Origin of the sequence: Nonomuraea marmarensis, from assembly GCF_043197025.1 — a bacterium.
GTDB lineage: Bacteria > Actinomycetota > Actinomycetes > Streptosporangiales > Streptosporangiaceae > Nonomuraea > Nonomuraea marmarensis.
Genome location: NZ_JBICRM010000005.1, coordinates 260,342 through 286,456, shown reverse-complemented (window position 1 = coordinate 286,456; position 26,115 = coordinate 260,342). Strand labels below are relative to the sequence as shown.

22 protein-coding genes and 1 other RNA gene are annotated in these 26,115 nt (G+C 70.3%); 5 read left to right on the top strand and 18 right to left on the bottom strand.

The annotated features are described in order from the left end of the window. The first annotated feature begins 7 nt into the window (after window positions 1–7). Both ACFLIM_RS10625 and ACFLIM_RS10620 read left to right on the top strand, forming a co-directional pair. The gene (locus ACFLIM_RS10625; RefSeq protein WP_393164297.1) at window positions 8–1,438 is read left to right on the top strand and encodes an AMP-binding protein; all 1,431 of its coding nucleotides are present in this window, start codon (window positions 8–10) and stop codon (window positions 1,436–1,438) included. A gap of 18 nt (window positions 1,439–1,456) precedes the next feature. Continuing rightward, window positions 1,457–2,521 carry a S1C family serine protease gene (locus ACFLIM_RS10620; RefSeq protein ID WP_393164296.1) on the top strand — a complete coding sequence of 355 codons (1,065 nt, stop codon included), beginning with the start codon at window positions 1,457–1,459 and terminating at the stop codon, window positions 2,519–2,521. A gap of 108 nt (window positions 2,522–2,629) precedes the next feature. Here the strand turns inward: ACFLIM_RS10620 and ACFLIM_RS10615 are convergent, their stop codons facing one another. The 6 genes from ACFLIM_RS10615 to ACFLIM_RS10590 all read right to left on the bottom strand — a co-directional run bounded on the left by ACFLIM_RS10615 (window position 2,630) and on the right by ACFLIM_RS10590 (window position 9,433). Further along, a complete protein-coding gene (locus tag ACFLIM_RS10615) occupies window positions 2,630–3,160 on the bottom strand; it encodes an OmpA family protein (protein WP_393164295.1) in 531 nt (176 codons plus the stop codon). Further along, window positions 3,144–3,725, bottom strand: coding sequence for a hypothetical protein (locus ACFLIM_RS10610; RefSeq protein WP_393164294.1), 582 nt, complete (start codon window positions 3,723–3,725; stop codon window positions 3,144–3,146). Before ACFLIM_RS10610 ends, ACFLIM_RS10615 begins: the two co-directional genes overlap by 17 nt. 72 nt (window positions 3,726–3,797) lie before the next feature. Further along, window positions 3,798–6,683, bottom strand: a complete 2,886-nt coding sequence (locus ACFLIM_RS10605) for an AfsR/SARP family transcriptional regulator (RefSeq protein WP_393164293.1) — start codon at window positions 6,681–6,683, stop codon at window positions 3,798–3,800. Beyond that, on the bottom strand, window positions 6,680–8,302 hold the full coding sequence (locus ACFLIM_RS10600; protein ID WP_393164292.1) for a serine/threonine-protein kinase: 1,623 nt from the start codon (window positions 8,300–8,302) through the stop codon (window positions 6,680–6,682). Before ACFLIM_RS10600 ends, ACFLIM_RS10605 begins: the two co-directional genes overlap by 4 nt. A gap of 10 nt (window positions 8,303–8,312) precedes the next feature. Continuing rightward, window positions 8,313–8,468: a hypothetical protein gene (locus ACFLIM_RS10595; RefSeq protein ID WP_393164291.1), complete on the bottom strand. Its 156-nt coding sequence runs from the start codon at window positions 8,466–8,468 to the stop codon at window positions 8,313–8,315. Beyond that, window positions 8,465–9,433 carry a GlxA family transcriptional regulator gene (locus ACFLIM_RS10590; RefSeq protein ID WP_393164290.1) on the bottom strand — a complete coding sequence of 323 codons (969 nt, stop codon included), beginning with the start codon at window positions 9,431–9,433 and terminating at the stop codon, window positions 8,465–8,467. The genes ACFLIM_RS10595 and ACFLIM_RS10590 overlap by 4 nt, the downstream gene beginning before the upstream one ends. 99 nt (window positions 9,434–9,532) lie before the next feature. On the opposite strand from ACFLIM_RS10590, the gene ACFLIM_RS10585 reads away from it, so the two are divergent. Then, window positions 9,533–9,940, top strand: coding sequence for a hypothetical protein (locus ACFLIM_RS10585; protein ID WP_393164289.1), 408 nt, complete (start codon window positions 9,533–9,535; stop codon window positions 9,938–9,940). On the opposite strand, the gene ACFLIM_RS10580 is transcribed toward ACFLIM_RS10585, so the two are convergent. The 7 genes from ACFLIM_RS10580 to ACFLIM_RS10550 all read right to left on the bottom strand — a co-directional run bounded on the left by ACFLIM_RS10580 (window position 9,885) and on the right by ACFLIM_RS10550 (window position 16,994). Then, window positions 9,885–11,048: an ARPP-2 domain-containing protein gene (locus tag ACFLIM_RS10580; RefSeq protein ID WP_393164288.1), complete on the bottom strand. Its 1,164-nt coding sequence runs from the start codon at window positions 11,046–11,048 to the stop codon at window positions 9,885–9,887. The two genes, ACFLIM_RS10585 and ACFLIM_RS10580, sit on opposite strands and share 56 nt — an antisense overlap. Next, window positions 11,045–12,424 (bottom strand): hypothetical protein, encoded by a 1,380-nt coding sequence (locus ACFLIM_RS10575; protein ID WP_393164287.1) that lies wholly within the window; start codon window positions 12,422–12,424, stop codon window positions 11,045–11,047. The genes ACFLIM_RS10580 and ACFLIM_RS10575 overlap by 4 nt, the downstream gene beginning before the upstream one ends. 149 nt (window positions 12,425–12,573) lie before the next feature. After that, window positions 12,574–13,398: a phosphatidylinositol-specific phospholipase C/glycerophosphodiester phosphodiesterase family protein gene (locus ACFLIM_RS10570; protein WP_393164286.1), complete on the bottom strand. Its 825-nt coding sequence runs from the start codon at window positions 13,396–13,398 to the stop codon at window positions 12,574–12,576. An 81-nt stretch (window positions 13,399–13,479) separates the two neighbouring features. Next, entirely contained in the window at window positions 13,480–13,938 is a 459-nt protein-coding gene (locus ACFLIM_RS10565; protein ID WP_393164285.1) for a hypothetical protein, read from the bottom strand. Window positions 13,939–13,946: 8 nt separating this feature from the next. Beyond that, entirely contained in the window at window positions 13,947–15,647 is a 1,701-nt protein-coding gene (locus ACFLIM_RS10560; RefSeq protein ID WP_393164284.1) for an FG-GAP repeat domain-containing protein, read from the bottom strand. 160 nt (window positions 15,648–15,807) lie between these two features. After that, on the bottom strand, window positions 15,808–16,245 hold the full coding sequence (locus tag ACFLIM_RS10555; protein WP_393164283.1) for a nuclear transport factor 2 family protein: 438 nt from the start codon (window positions 16,243–16,245) through the stop codon (window positions 15,808–15,810). 29 nt (window positions 16,246–16,274) lie between these two features. Further along, entirely contained in the window at window positions 16,275–16,994 is a 720-nt protein-coding gene (locus ACFLIM_RS10550; protein ID WP_393164282.1) for a hemerythrin domain-containing protein, read from the bottom strand. 94 nt (window positions 16,995–17,088) lie between these two features. Between ACFLIM_RS10550 and ACFLIM_RS10545 the strand changes: the two genes are divergently transcribed. Both ACFLIM_RS10545 and ACFLIM_RS10540 read left to right on the top strand, forming a co-directional pair. Further along, window positions 17,089–20,523: a BTAD domain-containing putative transcriptional regulator gene (locus ACFLIM_RS10545; RefSeq protein WP_393164280.1), complete on the top strand. Its 3,435-nt coding sequence runs from the start codon at window positions 17,089–17,091 to the stop codon at window positions 20,521–20,523. 216 nt (window positions 20,524–20,739) lie between these two features. Beyond that, entirely contained in the window at window positions 20,740–21,348 is a 609-nt protein-coding gene (locus ACFLIM_RS10540; protein WP_393164279.1) for a DUF6069 family protein, read from the top strand. Window positions 21,349–21,412: 64 nt separating this feature from the next. Here the strand turns inward: ACFLIM_RS10540 and ssrA are convergent. The 5 genes from ssrA to ftsE all read right to left on the bottom strand — a co-directional run bounded on the left by ssrA (window position 21,413) and on the right by ftsE (window position 26,079). Further along, window positions 21,413–21,796: a transfer-messenger RNA gene (gene ssrA, locus ACFLIM_RS10535) on the bottom strand. A gap of 291 nt (window positions 21,797–22,087) precedes the next feature. After that, window positions 22,088–23,944, bottom strand: coding sequence for a penicillin-binding transpeptidase domain-containing protein (locus ACFLIM_RS10530; protein WP_393164278.1), 1,857 nt, complete (start codon window positions 23,942–23,944; stop codon window positions 22,088–22,090). A gap of 20 nt (window positions 23,945–23,964) precedes the next feature. Then, window positions 23,965–24,432 carry an SsrA-binding protein SmpB gene (gene smpB / locus ACFLIM_RS10525; RefSeq protein ID WP_393164277.1) on the bottom strand — a complete coding sequence of 156 codons (468 nt, stop codon included), beginning with the start codon at window positions 24,430–24,432 and terminating at the stop codon, window positions 23,965–23,967. A 28-nt stretch (window positions 24,433–24,460) separates the two neighbouring features. Next, window positions 24,461–25,369: a permease-like cell division protein FtsX gene (ftsX, locus tag ACFLIM_RS10520; protein WP_393164276.1), complete on the bottom strand. Its 909-nt coding sequence runs from the start codon at window positions 25,367–25,369 to the stop codon at window positions 24,461–24,463. Between the two features lie 20 nt (window positions 25,370–25,389). Next, a complete protein-coding gene (gene ftsE / locus ACFLIM_RS10515; RefSeq protein ID WP_393164275.1) occupies window positions 25,390–26,079 on the bottom strand; it encodes a cell division ATP-binding protein FtsE in 690 nt (229 codons plus the stop codon). Between the last annotated feature and the right edge of the window lie 36 nt (window positions 26,080–26,115).

Genomic DNA, 26,115 nt, shown 5'->3' with positions numbered 1-26,115 from the left:
TGCGGACATGAGGGGTTTCTACGAGATCGCCGCCGATGACCCTGAACGCCCCGCCTTGCTCGGTGACGAGGGCACCACCTACGGAGAGCTGCTCGCCCGCGTCAACCAGGCCTCCAACGGCCTGACCTCGCGCGGAGCCGGACCTGGCGGCTGCGTGGTCACCGTGCTGAAGAACGGGCTCGACGCGCTGACCATGATGCTCGCGACGTACCAGATCGGGGCTTATCTGGTACCGGTCAACTGGCACTTCACGGCGGAGGAGATCGACTACATCGTGGCCGACTGCGGGGCCGAGGTGGTGATCTCGCCCGCGGCGCTGACGGTCGGCGAGCTGGTGTCGGGGCAACCCTCAACCGCGCCCGCGCACCGGCGGGCCGGGTCGATGATGCTCTACACCTCGGGGACCACGGGACGGCCGAAGGGGGTGCGGCGGCGGCTGCTGGATCTGACGCCGGAGAAGCTGTACCCGATCCTGATGCGCAAGAGCTGGCGGCATTTCGGGCTGCCGCTCGGCGGGGTGCACCTGGTGTGCTCGCAGCTCTACCACTCGGCGCCGTACGGGCAGGCCATGATGGCGCTGCAGTTCGGGCACTCGATCGTGGCGCCCGCACGGTTCGACCCGGTCGACACGTTGCGGCTGATCGAGCGGTATCGGGTGACTAACGCGTTCATGGTGCCCACGATGTTCCACCGGCTGCTGGGGGTGCCGGGGCGGGAGTCGTACGATCTGTCGTCCCTCACCCACCTCTACCACGGGGCCGCGCCGTGCCCGCCGGCCGTCAAGCAGGCGATGATCGACTGGGTGGGGCCCGTGTTGTGGGAGTACTACGGGTCCACGGAGGCGGCCGTGGCGACCATGGTGTCGTCGCAGGAGTGGCTGGCCAGGCCGGGGACGGTGGGCAGGGCGCTGGAGGGGATGGCGTTCACGATCGTCGGGGAGGACGGCCGGGAGGTGGGGCCGGGCGCGCCGGGGCTGGTGTACATCGGCGGGATCAACCGGTTCGAGTACCACCGGGACCCGGGCAAGACGGCGGCGGCCATGCGCGGGGCCGCGTACACGCCTGGGGACATCGGCTATCTGGACGACGACGGTTACCTGTTCCTGCTGGACCGGCGGACGGACCTGATCATCTCGGGCGGGGTCAACATCTACCCCGCGGAGATCGAGGCGGCGCTGCTCGAACATCCGTCGGTGGCGGACGTGGCGGTGATCGGCGTACCGGATCCGGAGTGGGGTCACAAGGTCGTCGCCCTCGTCCAGCCCGCTTCGGGGGTTTCGGCTGGGGAGGAGCTCACGGCGGAGCTCCTGCGGCACTGCGCGCCCCGGCTGGCCAGGCTCAAACATCCGCGGGTGATCGAGTATCGCGAAGCGTTGCCGCGGACGCCGACAGGCAAGTTGAGCAGGCGTTATGTCCGGGAAACGTATCTTTCTGGCTGAGATGGGCAGTCAGCTGCCATGAGGGAGATCGTCGCAGGGCTGGCCGCCGCCGTACTGCTCGCCGGCTGCGGGCCTCCCAATGCCGGTACGACCGCAACGCCCACGCCGGCACCGACCTCGGCTTCGCCGACCGCGACCCCCACGACGGAGCTGAATTCGCTGCAGACGGCGTACGAGCGGGTCATCACGGACGTCCTGCCGTCCATCGTGCAGATCAACACCAAGGTCGGGCTCGGCTCCGGCATCGTGTACGACTCCGCCGGGCACATCGTCACCAACGCGCACGTGATCGGCCAGGCCACCCAGATGAGCGTCACGGTCGCCAGCGGCGGCGCCCCGCGCCCGGCCAAACTGGTCAAGTCCTTCAACGCCGGCGACCTGGCGGTCATCAAGGTGGACAAGCCGAACGGGCTGCGACCGGCGAAGTTCGGGGACTCGGGCAAGCTGCGGGTCGGTCAGATCGTCCTGGCCATGGGCAACCCCCTGGGCCTGTCCAGCAGCGTGACGAACGGCATCATCTCGGCCCTCGGCCGTACGGTCACCGAGCCGCAGAACCCCGGCTCGCCCGGCGCCACGATCACGGGCGCGGTCCAGACCTCGGCCGCGATCAACCCCGGCAACAGCGGCGGGGCGCTCGTGGACCTGTCAGGGCAGGTGATCGGCATCCCGACCCTCGCCGCCACGGACCCCGACCTCGGTGGGGGCGCCGCGCCGGGCATCGGCTTCGCGATCCCGAGCAACACCGCCACGGACATCGCCGCCCAGATCGTCAAGTACGGCAAGGTCGTCAACAGCCACCGGGCCGCACTGGGCATCCGTGGCAGCACGATCATCGGCAACGACGGGGAGCCCAGCGGTGTGGCGGTGGCCTCGGTGGAGCCCGGCGGGGGCGCGGCCAAGGCGGGGATCCGGGCCGGGGACGTGATCGTCTCGATCAACGGCAAGAAGACGCCGACGATGGCGGACCTCTCGGAAACCCTCACCACCCTCAAACCCGGCTCCCGGGTCCGGGTGGAGCTGACCCTTCCGGACGGCACCCCGAAGACGATCAACGTGACGCTGGGCCAACTGCCGGGCGACTGACGGCACCCGGCGCCTCCGCTCGCTGGATGGCCCTCGTCCGGCGCGTGAGGCCCCTTCCCGTCGAGCGCCGCGGGCGCGACGCCCGAGGCTGGGCACCGGAGGCCGGAGTCATCGCTTGGCGGTGAAGACGATTTCGACGCGGCGGTTCTTGGCGCGGTTCTCGTCCACAGGCTTGCCGTCGATCAGGTTGGGCAGCTTCGGGCGGCTTTCCCCGTACCCGTTCGCCTGCAGGGTCACCCCCGTGCCGGTCAGCAACCCCCGCATCGCCGCCTGTACGGCCTGGGCGCGCCGCTGCGACAGCGTGACGTTGTACGCGTCGCTCCCCTGATCGTCGGTGTGCCCGTCGATCTTGACCACCCCGCCGGCGCCCTCCGCGTCGACCTTCTCTGCCACCTGAGCCAGCCGCTGCCTGGCCTTGGCGGTCAGTTGCCACTTGTCCAGCGCGAACAGCACGTCGCTGGTGAGCGCGAGCGTCACCTGGCGCCCCTGCTTGGTCTCGCTCTCCGAGCCGTCCATCGACTCGACCTCGCCGATGATGTCCTCCACGGGCAGCACCAGGTTCTCGATGGCGCCGGTGGCGTCCGGCGGCGGTGTCGGGGACACGACGAGGGCCAGGGCGACGCTAAGAGATAGGAACATCGGTGATCACGCCGATCATGGGCATCTCGACGTTGACCTTCGTGACGTCCGGGGGCGGCGCGGCGAAGATCGCGTACAGCGTGGAGGCCTCCCCCGTCTCCAGGAACTGGCCCTGGGTGCCCGAGCAGACGCACTTCGCGTCCTCGCCCGTGCCGTTGCGGGCCACCCGGTAGCGCTTGGCGTTCACCGGGTCGATCAGGGAGACGGCCGAGACCGTGAAGTCGAGCGCGGCCGTACCCATGCCGTTGTGCAGGTTGACCTTGCCGTCGGTCGCGGTGACCGTCCAGTTGAGGCTCACGGTTCTGCCCTGGCGCTTGAGCGCGGTGATGTCCGCGCGGGCCTTGCCGTACATGTCGCCCGCGCCGACCTGGGTCTCGCGGGTGGCGATCGGCTCGGTCTGCTGCGGGGGCGCGCTCTGCCGCTGTTCGGCGGGGGTCGGTGTGCTCTGCTGCTCCGCGACGGTCTGCGACTGCTTCTCCTCGCCGCCGCCGCCCTGCTGGCCGGGGAGCATGCCGCAACCCGTCAGTACGACGGCCGCAACTGCCAGCGCGATCGTCTTTCGCATTATGGGATCACCTTCGTTGTCGGGGATGTGGCCCCACCGTAAGGAAGCGACCTTCAGGATCCGCATAGTCCGCTATATCCGCTGACCACGCCGCCTGCGGGCCTCCTGCGCGAGCCGTTCGGCCTCGGCCTTGCCCTGTTCATCACCGAGGCCGTCAAACTCTCCCATAGCACGCGTAACAGCCTCAACAGCCCCGGCGATGTCGTCGAGGTCGAGCGCCGCCTGGGCGATCACCAGCAGGGCCTGCCCGGCACTCCTGCGGTCGCCGTACGAGGTGAACGTCTCCAGCGCCTCCCGTGCCGCGCCCGCTGCGGCCTCCGGAACCCCTTCCGCCCTGGCGATCTCCGCCAGCACGAGCGACGCCACCGCCTCCGGCAGCCGGTCACCGAGACGGCGGTTGATCCGCAGCCGCCGTTCCGCGCAGTCCCTGGCCTGGGGGTGCCGGTGGGCGGCCAGATGCAGCCTGGCCAGGTCCAGCAGCGCCTCCGCCGCGCCCCGCGGATCACCCAGGTCCTGGTACGCGGCCAGGCTCTCCTGCAGCGAGCCCTCGTCCTGGCGCAGCGCGCCGAGTGCGCGTAACGCGTCTGACCGCCCGCGCCGGTCTCCGGCCTCCTCGAAGACTTGGAGTGCCCGCACGAAGGCCCGCTCCGCCTCCCATGAATCCCGGCGGGCTTGGACCAGGCCGAGCCTGAGCGTGATCCGGGCCGATTCCAGCCCTTCCACCAGTGGCTGGGCCGCTCTCAGTGCCGCGGCCGCCGCCTCGGTCCTGCCCTCGGCCCGGTGCAGGTCGGCCAAGCCGCGGAGCAGGAGCGCCTCGCCCTGACGGTGGCCTGCCGCCCGGGCCGCGTCGAGCCCGACCGCCGTCGTCGCGTGCCAGTCGTCGTGGTGCGCGCCCAGCTCGAACAGCGGCGTCAGGTAGAAGGCCAGCCGCCACGCGGCCTCGTACAGACCCGCACGGTAGAAGTCCCCGACGGTCGCCACCAGGAACCGGCGCTCGGCGCTCAGCCACCGCGCCTCCTGGCGCAACCAGCCGGTCTCGAGACCGTGACCGCGCGTCCAGGTCCCCGAGCCCCATCCGGCCTCGATGCGATGTGGCTCGTCCTGGTCGGGCGGGTGGACCTCGGTACGGCCCGAGCCGGGTTCCGCAGGGAGCAGGGACGCCCTGGCCTGCCTGGTCCGCTCCAGGATCGTGCCCGCCCGTGCCGCCAGGACCATGCCGGGGCCGCCGTCCTCCTCGGCCACACGTTCCGCGGCGTAGAGCCTGGTCAGGTCGTGCCAGCCATACCGCTCCTGGCCCGCCTCGTCCAAGCCGCGCGACTGGAGCAGCCCGGCTTCGGCCAGCGGTTCCAGGTCCGCCCCCAGGACCCAGGGCGCGAAGTCGGGGGCGGACAGCGCGCCGAGCCCGCGCAGGAGGCGCCGTTCCCGGTCGGGCAGGCCGCGGTAGCCGAGCGCCAGGCTCCCGCGGACGGCCAGGTCGCCCGCGCTGAGCTCGTCGAGCCTGCGCCGTTCGTCCCCGAGGCGGCCCGCCAGGTGATCGAGCGTCCAGCCCGGTTTCCTGGCCAGCCGGGACCCGGCGATGCGCAGGGCCAGGGGAAGGTGGCCGCAGAGGTGGACGATGCGCGCGGCGGCCTCGGGCTCGGCGCGTACCCGCTCGTGCCCGGCCACCCCGCCGAGCAGGGCCACGGCCTCGTCCTGGTCGAGGACCCCCAGCTCGTACGCCCGCGCCGCCTCCAGCCCGGCCAGCGGCGACCGGCTCGTCACCAGGGTGAGGCTGCCCGGCCCTGTCGGCAGCAGGGGGCGTACCTGGGCTTCGTCGGCGGCGTCGTCCAGTACGACGAGCAGTCTCCTACGGGCCGTCAGGCTGCGGTAGAGCCGCACGCGCTCGTCCAGCCCCGGTGGCACCGCGCCCTCCGGGCAGCCCAGCGAACGCAGCAGGTCTTCGAGCACGGCGCCTGGCGGCCTGGGGCCGAGCGAGGCGTAGAGGCGGCCGTCCGGCAGCCGGAGCCCGGAGGCGGCGTGCACGGCCACGGCCGACTTGCCGCACCCCGGCGGGCCGTGCAGGACCAGGTGTACGGGTGCCGACGCGTGCTCGCTCGCCGTCCCGATGATCCAGTCGAGCACCGCCCGCCGCCCGGCAAAGTCCGAAATATCCGGCGGCAATTCATCGATCGGCCCTATCGGCTGATGCCCGGTCCCGTAGCCGCCGAAGGTCCCCGAGCCGTCGCCGTACCCCCGGTGGGCCTCGTCGGCCAGCACCTTCTGGTGGGCCTCCGTCAGCTCGGCCCCGGGCTCCAGACCCAGCTCCTCGACCAGCGTCCATCGCGCGTCCTGGTACGCACCCAGCGCCTCCGACCTGCGTCCCGCCTGATGGAGTGCCTCGATGAGGCGTACCCAGGCCCGTTCGCGCAACGGATGCGCCCCGACCAGCGCCCGCAGCTCCCCGACCACCTCCGCGCCCCTGCCCAGCCGCAGGTCAAGCTGCACGCGCTCCTCCAGCGCCGTCAGCCGCAGCTCCTCCAGCGGCACGCCGTGCGCCCTGCGCAACATAGACGACTCCACATCGGCCAGCGCCTGCCCCCGCCACAACCCCAGCGCGGCCCTGAACCCGTCGGCCGCCTCCGCGACCTGCCCCGCCGCCCTCACCCGCCTGGCCCCGGCGACCAGCCGCTCGAACCGGTGGCAGTCGACGTCGTCCGGCTCGACCTCGATCAGATAGCCGCCCGGCACGGTACGGATGCCGTCGACGACCTTGCGCAACGCGCTCACGTAAACCCTGAGCACCGACTCCGCCGACGCGGGCGGCCGGTCGTCCCAGACCACGGACATCAGCCGCTCCACCGGCACCCGCTCGCGGGCCGACAGCAGCAGCGCGGCCAGCAACGTCCGGTGCTTGGCCGGCCCCGGCGCCTGCCCGCCGTCGATCCGCAGCGGCCCGAGCACGCCGAACCGCACGTTCACCCGCCCACCGGCATGAGGGCGAACGAGTCGAAGCGGACGCGGATGGACCCGGTGGCGCTGGAGGCTGCGTAAACGCCCGCCTCGCTGGGGCCGTAGGGCTCGTCGGCGTCGGACACCTCCGTGACCAGGCGTTCGTTCAGCCACATGCGTAACGTCACCTTGCCCCTGCTCTGGCCGCACTCCGCCACAATGCGGTCGACGGCCGCGCCGTGCGTGCTCGCCGGGCCGTACAGGGTCTTGCTCCGCGTGCCCGTGCGGCGTTTGACGATCGTGACGTTGCCCGAGTCGCTCACCCCGAACTCGTAGCGGTCTCCGGAGAGCGCCGAGCCGTGGCACCACACACCGTACTCGCCGGATCCCTCTTCCAGGGCGGCCTTCGCGCTGACGATCACGCCGCCCTCCGGCTCCTGTCTGGGGGCCGACTTCCACAGCCGCCAGCCGGGCTTGACGGTCAGCTCGTAGCCGGAGCCCGCCTGCCGCGCGCTCCCGCCCTCCGACGACCCGATCGCCCAGGCATCGCCGAAGCGGGCCTCGTACGGCCAGCTCACCCGCCAGAGCCCGGGCACGGCCGCGGCGGCGACGGCAAGGATGATCACGATGGCACCCACGATCCACGGCCACCGCCGGTGTTCGCCCTGCGCGGCTGCCACCGGACCACGCGCAGGATCAGCCGCGCGGTGGGGCGACCCCGCGGCACCCTGCTGCGAAGAGCGCACGTCAGCCGGTGCGGCACCGGGGCGCGGGTCGGGCCGGCCCGGTTGTGGGTCGGGGCGCAGGTCGGCCGCCTCGGTGCCGGTCCAGGTGCGTTCGACCACTTCGGTAGCCGTGGCGAGGCGGGTTCCGCCGACCAGGTCCGCCAGCAACTGCTGCGCCGTAGGCCGCAACCGGGCGTCCTTGGCGAGGGCCCGCTCCACCAACCCCCTGATCCCCTCGTCGAGCCCGTCCAGCCGCGGCCCCTCCTGTGTGATCCGGTACAGCACCTCGCCAGGCGCCCCGCCCCCGAACGGCAACCGCCCCGTCCCCGCGAACGCGATGACCCCGCCCCACGCGAACACATCGGCGGCAGGCGTGAGCACCTCACCCCGCACCTGCTCGGGCGCCATGAACACGGGCGTCCCGAGTATCGCCTGGCTGGCCAGGCTGTCGTTGTCCACGAGCTGCGCGATGCCGAAGTCGATCACCCGAGGCCCGAGCGGCGAGAGCAGCACGTTGGAGGGTTTGAGGTCGCGGTGGATCACCCCGGCCCCGTGGATGGCGCTCAGCGCGGTCGCGATGCCCACCGCCAGCGCCTCCAGGTTCCCGCCCGACAGGGGCCCCTGATCGTGTACGGCCTGCGCGAGGTCCGGCCCCTTGACGTATTCGGTGACGAGGTAGGCGACGTCACCGTCGATCCCGGCGTCCAGCACGGGCGCGGTGCAGAACCTGGCCACCCGCCGAGCCGCCGCCACCTCCCGCTCGAACCGCCGCCGGAAAGCCGGATCTCTCGCCAGCGCAGGATGGATGACCTTGACCGCGGCCAGGCCGCCGGTGGGCGTGGCGGCGAGATGCACCTCGCCCATGCCGCCCCGGCCGAGCAGGCGCCGCAGCGCGTAGCCGCCTATGACCCGGTCACCGTTCATCGCAGACACATTAGCCAGCTGATTGGACCATCCGCCCGGCGAGGGAGATCAGGTCGTCCTTGGACAAAGCGCCGCCTCGGGCGTACGCCTGCGCATAACGTTCCTCGCCCAGCCGGTCCCGCGCCTCGACAGCCGCGGCCCGCCCGTCGCCATCGCAACGGGTCACCCGGCCACCGTCGCCTGCGTCAGCCGGTAGCGCGAGGGCGGGATGCCGTACCGGTCGATGAAGGCCTGCCGCAACGTCTCCGCCGTCCCGAACCCGCACCGCACCGCCACCGAGGCCATCGGCAACGACGTGGAGGCCAGCAGGTGCGCGGCGGCCTCGGTGCGGGCCTGCCGGACGTAGCGTCCGGGCGTCAACCCCAGGTGCTTGAGGAACAGCCGAGTCAGATGGCGCTCGCTCACCCCCGCCTCCACGGCCAGCACGGGCGTGGTCAGGTCGTCGCGCAGGTGGCCGGCGATGTAGTCGATGGTCCGTTTGACCAGGCTGTTCGCCGGTGCGGGGGCGCTGACGAACATGCTCATCTGGGCCTGGTTGCCGGGCCGCTGCAGGTAGGTGACCAGGTCCCTGGCCACGGTCCTGGCCACGTCGGTGCCGTTGTCCTCCTCGACGAAGGCCAGCGTGAGGTCGAGGGCGGCGGTGACGCCCGCGGACGTGGCGACGTTCCCGTCACGGATGAAGATCGGGTCGGCGTCGACCAGGACCTCGGGGTACTGCTCCGCCATCGTGTGCGCCACCTGCCAGTGCGTGGTCGCGCGCCTGCCGTCGAGCAGGCCGGCCGCGGCCAGGACGTACGCGCCCGTGCACACGGAGGCGACCCGGCGGCTCTCGCGGGCCAGCCTGCGCACGTGCCCGACGACCAGCGGGTTGGCGGCGGCGTCCTCGTGACCGACCCCACCGGACACCAGAAGCGTGTCGAGCGGCCCGGTGACCCGCTCCAGGGCCAGCTGGGGCTGCAGGTTCAATGCGGTGCCGGTGGTGATGGCGTGGCCGCCGGGCGTGGCCAGGCGCGCCTCGTAGTACGGCAGAGCGCCGTACCAGTTCGCGCTCTCCAGCGTGGAGACCACACAGGCGATGTCGAGCAGTGCGGCGGCTTCGTAGCCCACGACAACGAACCGTCGTTTCTCCATGGCCCCGACTGTAGGTCCGAAGGACGAAGAACCCAAGTTTCCGGACCTCCCCGGCCGCCCTCCTAGGCAGGCGGGACCGGCGCCGGACACAGTCGGAGCATGACTTCGACAACCACGAACACCGGTCGCCGCTGGGGCAGGTTCGCCCTCCACTACGTCGAGATGATCATCGCGATGTTCGTCGGGATGTTCGCGCTCGGCCTGCTGCAGTCCGCCATCGGGCTCGGCCTCTCCTACGACCAGCAGCCAGAGCTCTGGTATCTGTCGATGGCCTTCAACATGTCCGTCGGCATGGCCGTCTGGATGCGGATCCGCGGGCACGGCTGGGGCGCGACCCTGGAGATGTGCGCCGCGATGTTCGTCCCGGTCGTGCCGCTCTTCCCCTTGCTGTGGCTGGGCGTCATCGACGGCGGCGGGCTGATGGTGGTGGCGCACGTGGCGATGTTCCCGCTCATGCTGGCGGCGATGTTCCGCCGCCTGGACGAGTACGCAGGCTGCGCCCACTGACCGCCTTGCGGTAACCGTCCAGGATGTCCTGCCGCAGCAGGTGCCCGAACCCGGCCCGCTGCAGCCGCAACCCGAGCGTGGCCGGGTCGGTCCCGAGGGCGGCGGCGGTGTCCGGCAGGCTCCAGCCGTGCTCGGCCAGCCTGCTCAGCAGGTGGCCGCGCCTGCTCTGCGCCTCCGACAACCGGAACGTCTTCAGGTACGCCAGCCGCCCCTCCCCATCGGTGATCGTCTCGCCGATGTGGTTCTCACTCTTCCGCCCGAACGCGGGCAGGAACCGGCTCAGCGTGAACCCGCCCATCCGGTAGACCTCCTCCACCTGCGCGGGGGCGCGGAGGAGCCCGGCGGCCATCACCGAGTCGTGGAAACCGGCCCACTCCCGCTCCTGGCGCTCGGCCTGGGCCCGCAGGTCGGCCAGCGAGGAGACCGTGTTCTCGTCGATCACCGCGGGGAAGTCCCTGGCCGGGTAGAACAGGGCGTAGTCGTAGATCAGCTCGCCGTACAGGTCCAGGATGAGGGTGGGGTGCAGCGCCCGGTAGTCCTCCGGGTGCGGCACCACGAAGGCGCTGGCCAGCGTGTCACCGGCGTACAGCAGCAGCCCGCACTGCCCCGGGTAGATCTCGAACACCTTCAGCGCGTCGTCCAGCCCGCGCACCTCCGCGCCGGTGTAGGCGTCCTCGGCGCGGTGGGACAGGCCGTGCGCGACCGCCTGGCGCGACCACTCCTCCCACGCGATCACCGGGCCGCCGAAGTGCAGCGCCAGGAACCCCTCCACGGCCAGGTGCAGCGGCAGGAACCTGAGCCGGTTCTTGTCCACCCGCCTGGCCATCCTGCGCCGCGTCCTGACGCACATGTGCCGCAGCGGCTGCCCGAGCTGCGTGCCGTACGCCGCCGCCGGGGTGCCGTCGTCGCTCCAGGAGGCGACGAACGCGTGCGGCACGTAGGCCGTGTAGAGCGTCCTGTCCGGCAGGAACACCATGCTGGGCTCGAGGCCGTACACCATGGCGTGCAGCCGCAGGTCCTCGATGGGCTCGCGGCGCACGAGCGGCACCAGCCGCAGCGCTCCCCAGGTCTGCGCGGGCCGCGTGTCGAGCCCGGTGAGATCCATCATCGCGCCGCCCGATCTTCCAGGTACGCCCGCAGCTCCCCGAGCCCGGTCCGCCCCTCCGCGAACCTGGCCAGCTCCACCAGCGCGGGCAGGTCCTCGGCGTCGCGGATGCCGGCCGTCGGCACCATCGGCGACAACCGCCGCACGTCGAATGCGTCGGCGTCGTAAACCGGGTTCACGTGCACGATGCCGACCTCACCTCCGGGATCGAGCTTGCGCCGCCACACGCGCAGCACCTCGCCGGCCAGCCCGGGCGGCGCGTTGTCCCAGCCGTCGGAGACGATGACCAGCATGTCCGGCCGCGGGTCCAGCGCGTCGATGATCCGCTGACCGAGCGGCGTGGGCCCGGACGGCCGCGCCTGGAGCGGGTCGCTCCTGCCCGACAACCACAACCCGCGATAGCCGCCGGCCAGCGCCTCCAGCAGGTAGTGGCAGGCCAGCGCGACCGCCAGCGGGCGGCGCCGCTTCACCGGAGAGCCGAACGAGGAGAAGCTGTCGTCCAGCACCGCCGCCACGCTCCCCCACGTGCCCGCCCGCGCCCCTGCCGCCCGCGCCGCCGACGCCCGCAACGCGCCCACCAGTTCGGTACGCCGCCGCGTCCGCACGCCGCCAGCCAGCGACAACACATAGGAAGCCAGCCTGACCAGCGGCATCGCGGCCAGGTCCGCCTCGGTGTCCACCCTCTGCTCGCCTGCCGACTCCGCCAGCCGGAGCCGTTCGAGCCTGGTCAGCCGGGGCGCGATGCCTTCGAGGAAGATCGTCCTGCTGATCCCGTGGTGGGCCGCGAAGCCTTCGGCGACGGTGTACGGGAGGTCGTACAGGGCGGTCTTGTCGTAGTGCGCGCGGCGCCACGCCTCCAGGACCGGTGTCTCGTAGCGGGTGCGGCTGAACGGCGCGAACAGGAAGTCGCCCAGCTCGCCCGCCGGCCGCAGATGCGCGTGCCGCACCGCCGACTTGACCGCCGAGCGGTACTTCACGGCGTCGAACGCCAGGTCGGGCCGACCGGCGAGCCAGTCGCGGATGAGTGCCCTGGTGCGCCGGTTGTTGACGCCGTCGCGACGCAGCACGTGGAACAGCCGGTAGACCCTGGGCGGGCTCATCCTGGCCAGCCGCCGCGCGATCAGCCGCCCGTCGCCCGTGCCAGGCTGCCTGAGCAGGTTGCCGATGATCAGGGCGGCGTTGTGGTCGTTGATGTCGAGGGCCAGGGTGGCGGCGTACAGGTCGGGGTAGTTGCCGTGGATGTAGCGGTGCAGGAAGTCGAGGGAGAGCCGCTGCTCGCCGGCCGCGCTGTGAAACTCGCGCTGGCCGGTCGAGGTGATCGCCGCGTTCGCGAAGAGCAGCACGTCCTCGCACTCGATCAGGTCGGCGTAGGTGTCCATCGGCTCCCCCCGGGGTCGCGGACTGGCCGGGGAATGGGGGCACGAGCTGCGAAGCATCGCTTCATAGGCGGGTTCCGGAAGTCGTACCGAAGTCCCGCGGCCAGTCCGGTCCGGACCTTACTCGGCCTTACGGACGTATGCCACGGAATTTACCCCGCGGCCCGCAGGAACCGCTGAAGTCCGTCCAGGTCGTCGGTGTTGATGTGATCCACGTCCGCCGCCACGAGCTCCCGCCAGATCGCGTCCCGAGCCGGCCCGGCCGTGTCGGGCGTGGCCCAGAACCGCACCCGCTGCCCGTCACGGTGCGCGGTCGCCACGACCTCCCGCAGCTTGGCCCGCTCGGCGGCCGGCATCTCGCCTTCGCCGTTCCAGGTGAAGTGGTTGGTCCAGTTGTCGCTGATCAGCGGGATCAGCGCCGCGCCGCCCTGCCCCAGGTCGGTCATCCGCCCGTCGTAGAAGGTGTACCGCCGCTCCTGCCCGGCCATGAGCTCGCGCGGCCGATCACCGCTGACCACCACGGTCACCGCGCCGCCCTTCACCTTGCCCTTGCCGTAGGTGGTGAGCATCTTTCGGTACGACCCGAGCACGCGGTCGAGCTCGGTGTACGTGGCGGCGCCGTTGTTCTTGATGTCCACCAGGAGCTGGAGCGGCTGCCGGCTGCGCGGGAAGACGCGACCGTACCCCTGCTTGACCCGCTGCGCCAGCGGATCCAGGTAGAGCGACTGGAGGGTGCGGCCAGGCTGCAGGTCCTCGGGGTCGTGGCCGACCCGCAACTCGCCCTCCACCAGGTAGATGTCGGCCTCGACACTGGTGAACCCGTGGTCGAGAGCATCCTGGAGGGGCCGGGTGTGCTCGTAGTCATTGTGCGCGTGCGCGCGGGGAAGGGGCTCGGCGTTGCTGGCGGCCGTCGCCGGAGCGACCGGCAGCAGCATGGCTCCGGCGGCGACCAGCACGCCCAGGGCTCGACGCAACATCGCATCTCCTTAGGTGTCAGGGATGCGTGTAACGCTATTTGCGCCAGATGTGACAGGAGTGAAGTTCGGCCGAACTGTCGGCTATTCTTGGGCCAGCCGGTTGGCCAGGTCGCGGAGGACCGGTTCCGGGTCGTTCTCCGCGACCTGGCGTACCCGATCGGTCATCTCCGCGGTGCCCAGCCCGGCCGCCGAGGCCAGCGCCACCTTGCGGACGCCGACGTCGTCGTCGCCGAGCAACCGGTCGGCGACCGGCCCGACCTCACCCGCGGCCGCCTCCGCGAGATTGCGCAGGCCGGAGGCCGCGGCCACGCGGACCGGCGGTTGCGGGCTGTCGGCCGCGGTGGCCAGGATGCCGCTCGCGCCCGCCCCGCCCACGAGGCTGGCGAGATAGACGGCCTTGCTGGCCAGCATCACATCCGGCCCCTGTGCGAACCGCTCCAGGTGGGGCAGCGCGGCGCTGCCGAAGGCAGTGGCCGCGGCCACGTAGTCGACCTCGTCGGCGTCGAGAAAGCGCCGAACGTCTTCCATGGTGACCGGCATGGCTCCTCCTATTCGGCGTGGGTCAGGGTCTGGGCGCGCATCGCGATGACCTCCTGCGAGATCAGGTCGGGCGGCGGGTTGGTGATGTTGCCCGTGCCGTTCCCGGTCATGAGGCGGTCGTTGTCGTTGACGTGCAGCAGGCTCAGCACGTGGCCGAGCTCGTGCGCCATCGTCCACTGGGTGGCGCCCTGCGCGACCACGGCGCCCGGCCGGTCCGCCGGATGCGCGGCGCAGCCGTTGAACGGCGGGACCGTGCTGCGGACGAAGTAGACGACCATGTCGCCGGGGGCCACGTTGTTCCGGTTGGCGAAGAGCTGGGTCTGCTCGGCGGTGACCACGCCCAGCGAGCACGTGCCGACGTCCACGTCGTTCAGCGCGGGCAGGTTGAGCGTCTCGGTGCTCGCGACCTGCACCCGGATGCCGACCGCCTCGTACACCTGCCGCATGGCCACGAGCATCTGGTCGATCGAGATCGTGGGGTTGGTAAGGATCTTGACGTGTACGCGTACCATCTCAGTTTCCATGCCGAAGTGGTTGTCGGCGGTGTTGAGCAGCCACCCGCCGAACCGCGTCCCGTTCTGCGCCATCATCGGCACCGTCATCGTGGCCCCGGAGAGCTTCAGCAGCCCGATCCCCCACGGGCTGGTCACCAGGATCTCGGCCCGCTTGTCGCCGTCGAAGTCGCCGACGACGTCGAAGCGGTTGTCGGCGGTGTTCAGCAGCCACCCGCCGAACCGCGTCCCATTGGGCGCCATCATCTGCACGGCCAGCGTGTTACCCGACAACTCCAGCACGCCGATCCCCCACGGGCTGGACACGAGCAGCTCGTCCCGCCCGTCGCCGTCGTAGTCGTCGGCGGGGCCGAAGCGGTTGTCGAGCGTGTTGAGCAACCAGCCGCCGAACCGGGTGCCGTTCGCGGCCATCATCAGCGGGTTGAACGTGGCGCCGGCCAGCTTGAGTATCCCCAGCCCCCACGGGCTCGTGACCAGCACCTCCTTGCGCCCGTCGCCGTCGTAGTCGGCCACGTTCCCGAAGTGGTTGTCGCCGGTGTTGAGCAGCCAGCCGCCGAAGCGCGTCCCGTTGGGCACCATCATCTGCACGGCCAGCGTGCTCCCCGAGAGCTCGAGGACGCCGATCCCCCAGGGGCTGGTGACGAGGATCTCGGCCCGGCCGTCGCCGTCCAGATCGCCGACCGGCCCGAACCGGTTGTCGGCGGTGTTCAGCAGCCACCCGCCGAACGGCGTCCCGTTCGGCGCCATCATCAGCACGCTGAACGTGGTGCCGCTCAGCTTGAGTATCCCGATCCCCCAGGGGCTCGTGACCAGGATCTCCTCCTTGCCGTCGCCGTCGTAGTCGGCGGCGGGCCCGAACCGGTTGTCGGCCGTGTTGAGCAACCACCCGCCGAACCGCGTGCCATTGGGCGCCATCGCCAGCGCCCTGAACGTGTTGCCCTCCCGTTTCAGCACACCCACGCCCCACGGACTGGTGACCAGGATCTCGGCCTTGCCGTCCCCGTCCAGGTCGGCCAGCAGATCGAAGCGGTTGTCGGCGGTATTGAGCAGCCACCCGTCGAACCTGGTGCCGTTGGCGGCCATCACCGGCGCGGCGAGGGTGTTCCCGGCGAGATCGAGAACACCGAGCCCCCACGGGCTGGTCACCGGGATCTCCGCCCGGCCGTTGCCGTCGAAGTCACTGTTGCGTAAAGACATTGAACTCCCCTGTCGGCTCGCTCGTGGCTCGACCATAAGCAGCCGAGCGGGGCGATCGCCTCAGGGAGGCACCTAGGAGGTTCCCTAGTGGGCGTACGAACGCGAAACCGCCCCCTACCCGCGGAATCTCCACGGGCACGAGGCGGTCACAGGCCTGAGATCAGGACGTGAACCCGAGCTTGCGCAGCAGGTCCTGGTGTGCGAACTGCCCGTAGTACTCGAGCATGCCGGCGATCCGGCCGTCCCGGAAGGTCACCCTGATGACGAGGCGATTTTCGTAGCTGCCGCCGTCGGCGAGCTCAGCGACCATTCGCTCCTCAACGATCGCGACCTCGGGGTCGTCCGTCTGGTGGAACCGGACGTCGTGCACGGCGATGCTCCGCGCGCCGGCGACCAGGCCGCTGAACGCCGCGTGCAGCGCCTCACGTCCAGTGATGACGGCGGGCAGGCCCGGGACCGGCAGGGCGGCCTCGTAGCTGGCGTCGTCGCACCAGTGGCTGATGAACTCGTCGATCTCGCCGGCGTACAGCAGCTTGCTGGAACGGTTCCACACGTCCTCGTTCCGGGCTCGGGCGGCGGCGATGGTGTTCGACATCATGATGAACTCCTTGTGCGAATGGGGACGAACTAGGCGACGGCTCCGATGCCGCGCGGAGGTGTGGGGGTGCCGTGAATCCGGCGGGCGTAGCGCCGGAACGCGCGGCGTCCCAGCGGCGGCAGCAGGCGGCGCAGCGGCGCGGGGAGCTTCCGCATCTCGATCCCGATCACCTCGGGGTCACCCTCGTAGAGCATCATCCCGAAGCCCAGGAACATCAGCCGCTTGGGAATCGAAGACATCCCCTGAGCGGTGAACTCCTCCCACTCCTCGGCCGTGATGTGCCGCGCCATGATGGGCAGAAGGTGGGTCTCCTCGGCATGCAAGTGCTCGAACAGCGCCGTGCACAGGCTGGACAGGATCTCGGCCAGCGCCTCACCGTCCGGAGTGGCCGCGGTACGGCGCCAGGTTTCGAGTGCCCCGTGCGCCTGGTCCAGTAGCGCCGCCACGTGCTCGTGCTGGCTCTGCATCACGTGCACCAGCGGAGCGAGCTCACCGGGAACCCGTTCGAGCAGCGCCGCCCACAGCAGGTCGTCTTCGATGCTGTGGTGGTGATGCAGCAGCGACAGGAATAGGGCCGCGTGGTCTGCGACGATCGACGTCCGGCGGCGGTCTCCCGCGGCGACCGCGCGTACCGCCGCAGGGGACAGGCCCAGCTCGCGGCGGAAACTGCTGTGTGCGACCCGCATCATCCGCACGTCGATGAGTCCAGGCCCGTGCAATCGCTGCCCGTCTGTGGTCTGGTTCGTCATGGTTTCTCCTTTCTCGCTGACGAACAAAGCCTGCGGCCACGTACTTGGAAGACACCCCGTTCCGGCTTGGACGCGTGCCTGTAGCGTTGCCGGGGTGCGCTATCAGGTGCTGGGGCCGATCGAGGTTCTCGACGTCGGCGGCGGCCCGGTCCAACTCGGCGGCCAGAAGCAGCGCGCGCTGCTCGGCCTGCTGCTGGCAGCTCGCGGAAAAGTGATTTCAGTCGCCCACCTCGTCGACGAACTGTGGGGTGACGACCCGCCGCCGAAGGTGCTGACCTCGGTGCAGTCCTACGTCGCGAACCTCAGGCGGGCACTCGAACCGGACCGCCCGGCACGAGGGCCCGCCCGGATCCTGATCACGCGTCCTCCCGGCTACGCTCTCGCCGCCGACTCGGTCGACTACACCGAGTTCGAGAGGCTGGCGAGCGCGGCACACGAATCCCTTGCGACCGATGCCGCACACGCCCGGGAACTCCTGCGGACCGCCGCCGGGCTCTGGCGCGGCGAGCCGTACGCGGACGTCGCCGTAGCGGCTCCCGGGTTGGCCGCCGAGGCGGCCAGGCTCGGCGAGCTCAGGTTGCTGGCGACGGAGGACCGTTTCCGCGCCGAGCTCGCCCTCGGCGTACATGCCCGGCTCGTGGGGGAACTCGAGCAGCTGGTGGCCGCGCACCCCCTGCGTGAAGCGGCCTGGGGATTGCTGGCGGTGGCCCTGTACCGGTCCCAGCGCCAGGGCGAGGCACTCGACGCGCTGCGGCGTGCCAGGCGGCTCCTCGCCGACGAGCTCGGTGTCGATCCCGGTCCGGAGCTGACGCGGCTGGAGTCGGCGGTGCTGCACCACGAGCCGTCGCTGGACGCCAGGCCCGCTCCCGGCAAGCCGCCGGCGTACGCCGCCTCGGTGGCTGCCGGGCCACGCGTCGCCGCGGCCGGGCTGGTCGGACGAGACGAGTGGCTGGCCCGGCTGACCGGGTATCTCGTCGATGCGACCGCCGGTCGCGGCAGCGTGGTGCTGGTAACGGGCGAACCCGGCATCGGCAAGACCGGTCTGGCTCGCGCCCTGACCGCGACCGCCGCCGCGATGGGCGTCCGCACCGGATGGGGACGGTGCGAGGAAGCCGTCGGTGCGCCAGCCCTGTGGCCGTGGTCGCAGGCGTTGGGGCCGCTGGTGAACGCCGCCGGCGCGGCCACTCGGCTACCGGCCCTGGCGGCCCTGCTGCCCGACCTGGACGGCACTGCCGCCGCGGATGTCGACACGGCGGCCTTCAAGCTGGCCGAGGCCACTGCAGCCCTGCTGCGTGCTGCGGGCCCCACCCTGCTCGTGCTCGACGACCTGCACTGGGCGGACGGCGACACGCTGCGCCTGGTTCGCCGGCTCGGCACGATGCTGGCCGGCCTGCCGGTTGTGCTGCTCCTGACCAGCCGCGACGCCCAGGCCGATCGCACCCCGGAGCTGGCCGACACACTGGCCGACCTCGCCCGTGCCGATCTCGTCCGGGTCGGTCTTCGCGGGCTGGACCAGGCGGGCGTGCGGGCCTATGTACGGCTCAGCTACGGCGTGGAGATTCCCGACGAGGTCGCGGCGGCGTTGCGGGAACGTACGAACGGCAACCCGTTCTTCGTCGGGGAGGTGGTCCGGCTGCTGGCGGACGAACGCCGTCTCACCGAGCCTGGCACCGTGGCCGCGCTGCGGGTCCCGGACGGGGTCCGAGACGTCGTACGCCGGCGTATCTCCCAGTTGCCCGGCGACGTCGAAACGCTGCTGTCGACGGCCGCGGCGTTCGGACCCACGTTCGATGTCGATCTCGTCGAGACGGCCTCGGGACTGACCGCGGACGCCGCGATGAGCGCCACCGAGGCCGCCCTGCTGGCAGGACTGATCGTGGAGGAGGGCGTGGGTCACCGATTCACCCATGCCCTGGTCCAGGAGGCGGTCTACGTCCGGCTGCCGCCGAGCCGGCGCCGTCAACTGCACGCGGCGATCGCCGAAGCGATCGAGGAGCGGTCCGGCGGAGTGGGCGAGACGCGCTCCGCCGAACTCGCCCACCACTACGGCAGGGCCGGATCCACCCATGCCCGCGCCGCCTGGACCCACGCCTTGCGGGCGTCCGCGCTCGCGGCGCGGCAGCCCGCTCCCACTGAGGCCGCCCGCCTGCAGGAGGCCGCGTTGTCGGCGCTGTCACGCGACCGCACCGCCACCACCTCTGACCGCTACGACGTGCTCATCGGTCTAGCGCTCGCCCGTAGACGGGCGGGCTACGAACGGCAGGCGTGGGAGGCCACTCGCGAGGCGGCCGAGGTCGCCCTCGCGAGTGGAGACGTCGTCGCGGCGGCGCGGGCGGCGGTCGCTACCACCGCGGATGCGATCTGGAGCTGGCGCGAGTACCAGGTCGTGGACGTCGCCGGCGTCGCACTGTTCGAGCGATTGGTTCGGGAACTTCCCCCAGGACACGAAACGATCCGGGCGCGGTTACTCGCCGCTCTCGCGGCGGAGATCTACTACGGCACGGACACCGCCGACCGGGCCGTGGCGTTCTCGACCGAGGCCGAGGCTCTCGCTCGGACCCATGGCAGCCGGGCAGACCTGGCCCACGTGCTCGAACTCCGGCATGTCGCCTATGAGCGACCGCAACTGTTGACCGAGCGACTGTCCGCGGCGCGCGAACTGGTCGATCTGGCCAGGTCCGCAGACGAGCCGGCTGCCGTCGCCCGCGCACTGGTGTTCCGCGGACGGGACCAGATCGAGCAGGGCGACGTCGGCGCGGGACTGCGGGACTACCGGCACGCGCGAGAGCTGGCGAAGACACACGCGCTCGCCCCGGCGCTGGTCGCGCTCAACTGGGCCGACGCGATCGTCGCCATCGCCCGCGGCCGGTTCACCGATGCGGAGCAGGCGATCGCCGAGGCAGGCGAGTTTCACTCGGGCACGACCGTTGCCGGCGCCGCCGAGGTCCCGCTCGTAGTGGTGGCGACGCTGAACCTGGCACGGGGCACGCTGCCGGCGATCGAGCCACTGCTGGCCGAGGCCGCCGCCGTCACCGGTCTCACCCTGCTGCGCGAGTTGCACGCACTCGCCTTGCTGCGTTCGGGCCGAACCGAGCAGGCCCGGTCCGCGCTCGGTCCGTGGCGGCAGCAGCCGGAAGTGCCGGCCGACTACATGTGGCTGACCCACCTGGCGGTCCGGGCGGAGCTGTGGTCCACGCTCGCGCCGCCTGACGCCGCGCGCGAACTGTTCACGCGCCTGGCGCCCTACGCGGACCGGATCGTGATCGGCGGCACGGGGATCACGTTCGCCGGCTTCGCCGGACATCATGTCGGCCTGCTGGCCAGGGCCGGTGGCGACCTGAACGGCGCCGCGGACCACCTCAAGGCGGCGTTGCTGCGCAACGAGGAGGCCGGTCTCCGACCCTTCGCCGCGGCGAGCGCACGCGAGCTGGCCACCACCCTCCTGCAACGCGACCGGCCCGGCGACCACGAAAAGGCGGCCACGCTCACCGCCCACGCGACCACTCTGGCCGGGCCCGCTCCGGGTTGACCGTACGGCCCGAGGCCGGGCCACTGTGACCTCGGCCTCGCAGATACCAGGGGCTACGTCAAGCGTCAGCCCACCCACCAGCCCTGGGCACTGACGGTCTTCGGCGAGAGCGCAGTCTCACGGGCAGTACGACACACAGGGCGTCTCTTCTGCTCTTGACGGCGCGTGTAGGGTTCTGTCAGTGCTTGATCAGCATTCGCGACAAAGGTGATTCACATGTCATATCCCCCCCATAATCGCCATGATCGTCACCTGGGATCGGCCCGGCCGAGGGTCAACCCGGCGCGAGTCTGGGGAGGTGGCGTGGCCGCCGCCATAGTGGCTGCACTGATCGTGGTGGTCGGAGTCATGATCAGCAATCGGCTCCTGGGCATCCGCGTACTCACTCCCGACGGGGCCACCGCTTATGGCAGCGCGGCGACCACGGGATATGCGATCTCGGCCGCGGCTGCCGCGCTTGTCGCCACACTGCTGCTCTACGTCCTCATGCTGTCGACGCCGGAGCCGGCCAAGTTCTTCGGCTGGATCGCCGGGCTCTTCACCGTCATCATCACAATCCTGCCGTTCATGCACTCCGCCGACCTCATCAGGCAGATCGCCACAGCCGCCATCAACCTCATCATCGGCATCGCCATCGTCTCACTCCTGGCGACGGTCGGGCGCACGGCCATTGAGGAGGTCCCGGAACCGTACCCGTACGAGCAGCCCGTCGGGTATGAGCCACGAGGATACGAGCCCCGGGGACACGAGCAGCGTAGGTACGAGCGCCCCCGTGAGTACGAGCAGCGCGGACAAGAGCGTCGAGACCACGACCCGTACGACTGAGCGGGACCCACTTCCTGAACAGCCAAAAGGCCCGATTCCACGATGGGAATCGGGCCTTTTGATCTTGTGGAGGTGGCGGGAATCGAACCCGCGTCCTTCAACCCCAAGTCAGGGCTTCTCCGGGCGCAGCCTGCTGTGTTTTTCTCAGCCCCGGCGGTCACGCAGGCGAGTCGCCGACGGGCTCAGCCACTGTTTAGTTTCCCGATCTTCCCCGTGGCCGGGTCGAACGGTTGAGCCTTCTAGCGATGCCAGACCCCGGGCCGAAGGCACTCCCGGGCTGACAGTGGTTTCGCTGCTTAGGCAGCGAGGGCCAGGGAGTCCCTGGCCGCCACAGTGCTCTTGGAATTGGCACTTGTTGTTTGCGGTCACAGGATTAACGAGGTTATGTCCGCAGTCCTCGGCCCGCTTCACCTGGCTTGCAAGATCGAAGTCGAAGCCAGTCACCCCCTGTGCAATTGTCAACACACCCCCGCGAAGGGATGAGTAACAAGAACCTACACGGGACAACGCCCTCAACGCCAACTTAATTCCTCATGGCGAAACCCCCGGGAGCGTGGCACAACAGCTCGCGCTCCCGGGGGCCGACCGGCAGGGTCGAGCCGGTCCGGACGGCAGGACTTCCCCCGAGATGAAGTCCTGATCTCATCACGGCGACTGGGTCCGCAACCCCCCGAGCGGGCCCAGTCACTCAGTAAGACGCAACCGGGCACCGCAATGGTTGCTCAGCGTGGCGACAATTTCACGACGAGTTCTGCAGGCCCGCGAAGAAGCTGCCCGCGACGGCCCCGGCGTTGTAGTTCTTCGCCAGCACCGCGATGGCCACGTCCCCCTGCCAGCCCACGAACCACGTCTGCTGGCTGCCTGCCGTCGCCGTCACGCCGTAGACCTTGCTCCGGCCCGCCTGGGCGGGCGTGCCGATCGCGCCGGCCCGCATCATCGCCGTCAGCGCCGTACGGACCTTGGGATCGATGGGCACCGGGGCCGGCTGGGCGGCCGGCTCGACCTCGGCCGCCGGGTCGGGCGACTTGGGGTCGGTCACCAGCACGGGCGGCCGCCAGGTGCCCGAGGACACCGCCGCGGCCACCAGCGCCATGCTGAGCGGGCTCACCTCGACGTTCTGGCCGGCGATGGCCCTGGCCTTGTCGGCGTCGCTGGTCAGCGCGGACAGCGAGCCGCTGAACGACTTGAGCGGCAACCGCCACGGCTGGCCCACGCCGAACGCCTGGGCGCTCTTGGCCAGATCGGCGGCGGTGACGCGGCGGGCGAGCGAGGCCAGCGCGGTAACGCAGCCTTTGGCGAAGTTTTCCTGGAACGTGGCCGACGGCGTCACCCCGGTGAACTGCCCGGCGTGCACGAACCTGGCGCCCCCGACCGTACGCTCCTGGGGGCAGGCCAGCCGCTGCTTGGGGCTGACGCCGCCCTTGATCAACGCGTCCGCGGCCACGATCGAGAACGCCGTCCCCGCCGCGAACTTGCCGGCCAGCGCGTCCTTCTCCTGGCTCAGGCCCTTGGTGGCGACCGCGCGGATCTCACCGGTGTCGCGCTGCACCGCCACCAGCGCGCTCGTCTCCGTGTCGGCCACCGCCTGCTCGGCCGACGCCTGGATCGCCCGGTCGATCGTGGTCTTGACCGAGACGTTCTGCCGGCCCGGCCACTCCTTCAACTGAGCGACCTCCTTGCCGGTCTTCAGATCGAGAGTGATCACCTTGGTCTGCGTGGAGCCGGTCAGATAGTCCTGGTAGGCCGCCTGCAGGCCGCTCCTGCCGACCGAGTCGCCCGCCCGCTGCGGGCCGCCGAGCTTCTGCTCGGTCTCCGGGGTGAGCGCGCTGACACTGCCGACGATCTGTTTGGGCGCGTCGGGATCGACGGGCTGCGGTTGCGGCTGCGTCTCGATGCCGGGGATGGCCTCGAGCTTCGACTTCTTCGACAGGTAGAGCTTCCGCCCGAACGTCACCAGCTGCACGAACTTGTCGGGCGGCGACGACCGGATCCGGCTCAGCAGCCGGTCCTGGGCATATCCGGTGATCTCCGACAGCCGCGCGACGACGTCCTCCGCCTGGTCAGCCAGCTTGGACGGGTAGACGCCGACGACATAGAGGGTGGTGTCGCTCTGCAACGGGTCGCCCGCCCTGTCGACCACCGGCTGGCGCGACTTCGTCTCGGTGTCGACCGCGAACCGCTGCCCCTCCTTGAGCTGGGGATGCAGCACGGAAGGCGACCAGCGCACCTTCCACGTGCCATCGACCAGGTGCAGCGGGAGCATCCCGTCGTACTCCCAGAGCGGGTTGTTCTCGCCCAGGTCCACCTCGGCGTGGAAGTCCGCCTTGGACTCATCGCCGTTCACGGTGACACTCTTGATCTTGAAGCGGAACGAGGCCGCGTCCAGCTCCAGCTTGGCGTCGGACAGTGCCGTGCGCACGGTGGCCACGTCGCCGTCGGTGCGGCCCGCGGCCAGGTCGTAGTCCTCCGACTGCCAGCCGACGAGGAAGTCGCGCACCGCGTCGTGCGGCGACGGCTCCTCGAAGCAGCCGGTCAGCGTCGTGCCCGCGACCGCCAGGGTGACGGTCGCGGCGAGGATGCGGCGGGCGCGTCTCATAGGGTGCGGTGCCGCCGCTCTCATCGGTTGCGGTGCCGCAGGGCCCGGGCCATCTCCCGTTTGGCCTGCTGCTCCGCCAGCGACTGTCGCTTGTCCCAGTCTTTCTTACCGCGTGCGAGGCCGATCTCCACCTTGGCCCTGCCGTCCTTGAAGTAGAGCGCGAGCGGCACGATCGTGAGCCCACCCTCCTTGGTCTTGGCGGCGAGCTTTTCGATCTCCTTGCGGTGCAGCAGCAGCTTGCGCTTGCGGCGGGCCGCGTGGTTGGTCCACGTCCCCTGGGTGTATTCGGGGATGTGGACGTTGAGCAGCCACGCTTCGCCGCCGTCGATGCTGGCGTAGCCGTCGACGAGCGAGGCGCGGCCCTCGCGTAGCGACTTCACCTCGGTGCCCTGCAGCACGAGACCCGCCTCGAAGGTGTCCTCGACGTGGTAGTCGTGCCGAGCACGTTTGTTCTGGGCGATGACCTTCCGCCCGGTCTCACGTGGCATGCTTCGACTTTACCGGCGATCCGATCCACTACACCCTGAGGTAACGGCGGAGCGTCACGAACGAGGCCAGCACACAGATCACGACGCCGATGCCCATGGTGATCGTGATGGTCTGGGCCACCGCGTCCCAGCCGAGCTGCGCCGTGACGTCGGTGAAGTAGCCGGTCAGCTCGTCGAACAGGAAGACCTTCGTGACGATCAGGATGACCGCCGCGAACACGCCGCCGATCAGGCCGGCGATGACGCCCTCCATGACGAACGGGAGCTGGATGTAGAGGTTGGACGCGCCGACCAGCCGCATGATGCCCGTTTCCCGGCGCCGGTTGAACGCCGACAATCGCACCGTGTTACCGATCAGCAGGGCCGCCGCCAGCACCAGGATGATCGCCACCGCGAGGGCGTAGAAGGCGAGCTTGTCGAGCATGGCGAAGAACGGGCCGATCAGCTGCTGGTGGTCGATCACCTGCGCGACGCCGGGCTGACCCTGGACGGCCTGGAGCACGGACTTGTAGTTGTTCGGATCGACGAGCTTGATCCGGAACGACTGCGGCATGTCCTCGACCTTGGTGGCGTCCACGAGAGCCTTGTTGGCCGCGTACGACTTCTGGAAGTTCTCGTACGCGGTCGTCTGGTTCTCGAAGAACACCTCCTTGACGCCCTGGGTGCCCTTGATGTGGGAGTCGAGGGACTTGAGCTGCGCCGGCGTGATCGCCTTGCCGTTACACGCCGGCATGGCCGTGCCCTTGTTGCAGACGAAGACCGAGAGCTCGACCTTGTCATCCCAGTAGCCCTTCATCATGCCGACCTGGGCGTTGATCATCAAGCCGACGCCCAGCATCGCCATGCCGACAGCCACGGTGATGACCACCGCGATCGTCATGGTCAGGTTGCGACGGAGGCCGATCCAGACCTCGGAAAAGATGAAATTCGCCCGCATGGTGTGTCTGCAGCTCCCTGTCAGTACGCCTGGCCGTACACGCCACGCGACTGGTCACGGACGATCTTGCCGTCCTCCAGCTCCACGACACGCTTGCGCATGGAGTCGACGATGGCCGCGTCGTGCGTGGCCATGACGACCGTGGTGCCAGTCCTGTTGATGCGGTCGAGCACCTTCATGATGCCGATGCTCGTCGCGGGGTCGATGTTGCCCGTGGGCTCGTCGGCCAGCAGGATCATCGGCCGGTTGACGAACGCGCGGGCCATGGCGACGCGCTGCTGCTCGCCGCCTGACAGCTCGTCGGGCATGCGGTGGGCCTTGCCTTCCAGGCCGACCAGCTCGATGACCTCGGGCACCACCTTGCGGATGAACCGCCGGGGCTTGCCGATGACCTCGAGGGCGAACGCCACGTTCTCGTAGACGTTCTTGTTCGGGAGCAGCCTGAAGTCCTGGAACACGCAGCCGATGCGGCGGCGCAGGTGCGGCACCTTGAAGTTGGAGAGGCGGGCCAGGTCTTTCCCGGCGACGTGGATCGCGCCGGAGTTGGGCCGCTCCTCCTTGAGGATCAGGCGCAGGAACGTGGACTTGCCTGATCCCGAGGGACCGACGAGGAACACGAACTCACCCTTGTCCACGTCTACTGATACGTGGTCGAGGGCGGGCCGGTTCTGGTTCGTGTAGACCTTGGTGACATTATCCAAATGAATCACGAGAGCATCACGGCATGCCAGTCTAGGGGTCAGGAC

Coding starts and splice junctions, on each gene's coding strand:
- ACFLIM_RS10565 (WP_393164285.1), bottom strand. CDS start 13,938: ATGCCGGTCACCATGGAAGACGTTCGGCGCTTTCTCGACGCCGACGAG.
- ACFLIM_RS10560 (WP_393164284.1), bottom strand. CDS start 15,647: ATGTCTTTACGCAACAGTGACTTCGACGGCAACGGCCGGGCGGAGATC.
- ACFLIM_RS10570 (WP_393164286.1), bottom strand. CDS start 13,398: ATGTTGCGTCGAGCCCTGGGCGTGCTGGTCGCCGCCGGAGCCATGCTG.
- ACFLIM_RS10590 (WP_393164290.1), bottom strand. CDS start 9,433: ATGGAGAAACGACGGTTCGTTGTCGTGGGCTACGAAGCCGCCGCACTG.
- ACFLIM_RS10625 (WP_393164297.1), top strand. CDS start 8: ATGAGGGGTTTCTACGAGATCGCCGCCGATGACCCTGAACGCCCCGCC.
- ACFLIM_RS10585 (WP_393164289.1), top strand. CDS start 9,533: ATGACTTCGACAACCACGAACACCGGTCGCCGCTGGGGCAGGTTCGCC.
- ACFLIM_RS10620 (WP_393164296.1), top strand. CDS start 1,457: ATGAGGGAGATCGTCGCAGGGCTGGCCGCCGCCGTACTGCTCGCCGGC.
- ACFLIM_RS10580 (WP_393164288.1), bottom strand. CDS start 11,048: ATGATGGATCTCACCGGGCTCGACACGCGGCCCGCGCAGACCTGGGGA.
- ACFLIM_RS10530 (WP_393164278.1), bottom strand. CDS start 23,944: ATGAGACGCGCCCGCCGCATCCTCGCCGCGACCGTCACCCTGGCGGTC.
- ACFLIM_RS10555 (WP_393164283.1), bottom strand. CDS start 16,245: ATGATGTCGAACACCATCGCCGCCGCCCGAGCCCGGAACGAGGACGTG.
- smpB (WP_393164277.1), bottom strand. CDS start 24,432: ATGCCACGTGAGACCGGGCGGAAGGTCATCGCCCAGAACAAACGTGCT.
- ACFLIM_RS10540 (WP_393164279.1), top strand. CDS start 20,740: ATGTCATATCCCCCCCATAATCGCCATGATCGTCACCTGGGATCGGCC.
- ACFLIM_RS10575 (WP_393164287.1), bottom strand. CDS start 12,424: ATGGACACCTACGCCGACCTGATCGAGTGCGAGGACGTGCTGCTCTTC.
- ACFLIM_RS10550 (WP_393164282.1), bottom strand. CDS start 16,994: ATGACGAACCAGACCACAGACGGGCAGCGATTGCACGGGCCTGGACTC.
- ACFLIM_RS10615 (WP_393164295.1), bottom strand. CDS start 3,160: ATGTTCCTATCTCTTAGCGTCGCCCTGGCCCTCGTCGTGTCCCCGACA.
- ACFLIM_RS10610 (WP_393164294.1), bottom strand. CDS start 3,725: ATGCGAAAGACGATCGCGCTGGCAGTTGCGGCCGTCGTACTGACGGGT.
- ftsX (WP_393164276.1), bottom strand. CDS start 25,369: ATGCGGGCGAATTTCATCTTTTCCGAGGTCTGGATCGGCCTCCGTCGC.
- ACFLIM_RS10600 (WP_393164292.1), bottom strand. CDS start 8,302: ATGAACGGTGACCGGGTCATAGGCGGCTACGCGCTGCGGCGCCTGCTC.